At 72.8% G+C, this 2,825-nt stretch carries 1 protein-coding gene and 1 pseudogene; both read right to left on the bottom strand.

Annotation, left to right across the window (positions count from 1 at the left end):
• Nucleotides 1–314, bottom strand: a pseudogene (locus tag I5E_RS02420) (homoserine O-acetyltransferase MetX); the annotation flags it as partial.
• Between the two features lie 294 nt (nt 315–608).
• On the bottom strand, nt 609–1,940 hold the full coding sequence (locus I5E_RS02415; RefSeq protein ID WP_031261155.1) for a bifunctional o-acetylhomoserine/o-acetylserine sulfhydrylase: 1,332 nt from the start codon (nt 1,938–1,940) through the stop codon (nt 609–611).
• Nucleotides 1,941–2,825 lie beyond the last annotated feature (885 nt).

Below are 2,825 nucleotides of genomic sequence, written 5' to 3'. Positions count from 1 at the left end.
CCCCACCAGCCGGCGGTGCGGTGTCCCGGTCCGGGAGCCCCGGCCACGTGCGAGTCGCCCGTCAACGCGTGGAACACGAGGACCGCGTTGCCGCGGTCGGCGTCGAGGGTGCCCCAGGTCTCGTAGGCCACCCGCACGGTCGGGATGCGGCCGCCGCGGACCCACTGCTCGCCGATCGACGCGAAGTGCCGGGCACCGGGGTTGTCGCCCGGGCGCCAGGCGCCGGTGACCGGCGGCTTGCCGAGGGTGCCGAGTTCGGTCCCGGGCACGAGGGTGGACGGCACGGAGTCCTCGGGGGTCGTCTGCCAGTCCATCGGGTCCAGTCTGCCGGGAGGCGCGGTGCGAGCCGCCAGTGTTACGTCACGTCCGGCGCGTCGCGGGTCCACGGCGGCGGGTCGCGGGTGCTCGCGGGCGGGCGTGCGGCGTCGTGCTGGTCGGGCGCCGAGTCGGAACGACTTCGTCGACGTCGTACGACATCGACGTTGTCGCTTCCGGGCGCACGCAAATGTTGCGCGTGCAACGAACGACGTGGCCGTTGTCGTACGACAACGACCACGTCGTTCCGAGTCGCCCCGGCGAGGGCCCGGACAGCCCCGCGCCCGAGGCCGCTACGCGCGCTGACCCTCCTGCGCGACCGAGCGGGCCGCGGCGAGCCCGGCCTCGAGGTCGGCCTTCAGGTCCTCGACGTTCTCGATCCCCACCGAGAGGCGCACCAGGCCGGGCGTGACCCCGGTGGTGAGCTGCTGCTCGGGCGTGAGCTGCGAGTGCGTGGTCGACGCCGGGTGGATCACCAGGGAGCGCACGTCGCCGATGTTCGCCAGGTGCGAGAACAGCTGCAGGTTGTCCACGAACGCCTTGCCCGCCGGCACGCCGCCCTTCAGCTCGAACGACAGCACCGCTCCGACGCCCTTCGGCGCGTAGCGGTTCGCCGCGGCGTACCAGGGTGAGGTCGGCAGCCCGGCGTAGGCGACGGTCGCGACGTCCGGGTGCCGGTCGAGCCACTCCGCGATCTCCTGCGCGTTCGACACGTGCCGCTCGATCCGGAGCGACAGCGTCTCGATGCCCTGCAGCAGCGCGAACGCGGTGTCCGCCGAGTTCGACGCACCGAGGTCGCGGAGCAGCTGCACCCGGGCCTTGACGATGTAGGCGAGCTCGTTGCCGACGGCCTCGGCGAAGACCGCGCCGTGGTACGAGGGGTCGGGGGTGTTGAACTCCGGGAACTTGTCCGGGTGCTGCGACCACGCGAACTTCCCGGAGTCGACGATGATCCCACCGATGACCGTGCCGTGGCCGCCGAGGAACTTCGTCGCCGAGTGCACCACGATGTCCGCACCGTGCTCGAACGGACGGATGAGGTACGGGGTCGCGATCGTGTTGTCGACGATGAGCGGCACGCCGGACTCGTGGGCGACCTCGCTGACGCCGGTGATGTCCAGCACGTTGATCTTCGGGTTGCCGATCGTCTCGGCGAAGAAGAGCTTCGTGTTCGGTCGGACCGCCCGGCGCCACTCGTCGAGGTCGTCCTGGTCCTCGACGAAGGTCGTCTCGATGCCGAGCTTCGCGAGCGTGTACTTGAACAGGTTGTACGTGCCGCCGTAGATCGACGAGGAGGACACGATGTGGTCCCCGGCACCCGCGATGTTGAGCACGGCGTAGGTCTCGGCGGCCTGTCCGCTCGACACCAGGAGGGCTCCGGAGCCGCCCTCGAGCGCCGCGATCCGCTGTTCCACGACGTCGTTCGTCGGGTTCATGATGCGCGAGTAGATGTTGCCCGGCTTGGCCAGGGCGAAGAGGTCACGTGCCTCGTCGGAGTTCGCGAAGACGTACGAGGTCGTCTTGTAGATCGGGGTCGCACGGGCGCCCGTGGTGGGGTCGGGCTGCGCGCCGGCGTGGATCTGCGTGGTCTCGAAGCGCCACTGGGCGGCGTCGTTCTGGGTCATCTCGTGCTCCTGTCCGGTGGCGGTCAACGCGTCGTCGGGTCGTCCAGCGCTCGGCCCGGGAGGCGCGGCGCGGCTGTGCGTCGCCCGTCACGGTACGCAGGTGGTCGCGCTGGCACCAGCGCGCCCGCCTCGGGACGTAACGACCGCGGTCGAGGCGCCCCGCGCCTCCCGGCCCGCCCCGCCCAGCCAGCCCCGCACCGTGCGAGGTTCGCGGGCTGGTGCCGCGGGCCTCGCCCCGCACTGCACCGTGCGCGCTTCGCTGGCTGGTGCTGCGGACTCCGCCCTGCACGGTGCGAGGTTCGCCATCGGGTGCCGTGTTGGTGGCTCGGTGCGGCGCTGTTGCGTCGCACGGAGCGTGGAACCTCGCACCGGGTGGCGCCGTCCGCACGGTGCGGGGTTCGCCAGCGGGAGCCGTGTTGGTGGCTCGGTGCGGCGCTGTTGCGTCGCACGGAGCGTGGAACCTCGCACCGGGTGACGGCGTCCGCACGGTGCGTGCGCGGAGCAGGCCGCACCGAGCGCGCAGCCCGACGGGAGATGGGCGAGCCGGCACGGTGCGAGGTTCGTCGCCGGGTGCGGTGGCGACCGCTGGGTGCAGGGTCGTAGCGGCGCACGCAGCGTGCAACCTCGCACCAGGTGGCGGAGTCGGCACGGTGCGGGGTCCGCGCCGGTCCGCGCCGGTCCGCGCCGGTCCGCGCCGCACCCGCACCGGGTGCGGGGGCGGCCGCTGGGTGCAGGGCCGTAGCGGCGCACGCAGCGTGCAGCCTCGCACCAGGTTGCGGAGTCCGCACGGTGCGGGGTCCGCGCCGGGCCGCGCCGCGCCTACGCGGGGTCGCGGCGGAACAGCCAGCGCACGTTCGGCTCGAGCAGCCACCGCATCCCGCGCCG

Origin of the sequence: Curtobacterium sp. B18, from assembly GCF_000333375.1 — a bacterium.
Lineage (GTDB): Bacteria > Actinomycetota > Actinomycetes > Actinomycetales > Microbacteriaceae > Curtobacterium.
This window is presented reverse-complemented; position numbering and strand designations above follow the sequence as displayed.

Excerpts from the sequence above, each read along its gene's own strand:
- I5E_RS02415 (WP_031261155.1), bottom strand. The coding sequence starts at position 1,940 with ATGACCCAGAACGACGCCGCCCAGTGGCGCTTCGAGACCACGCAGATC.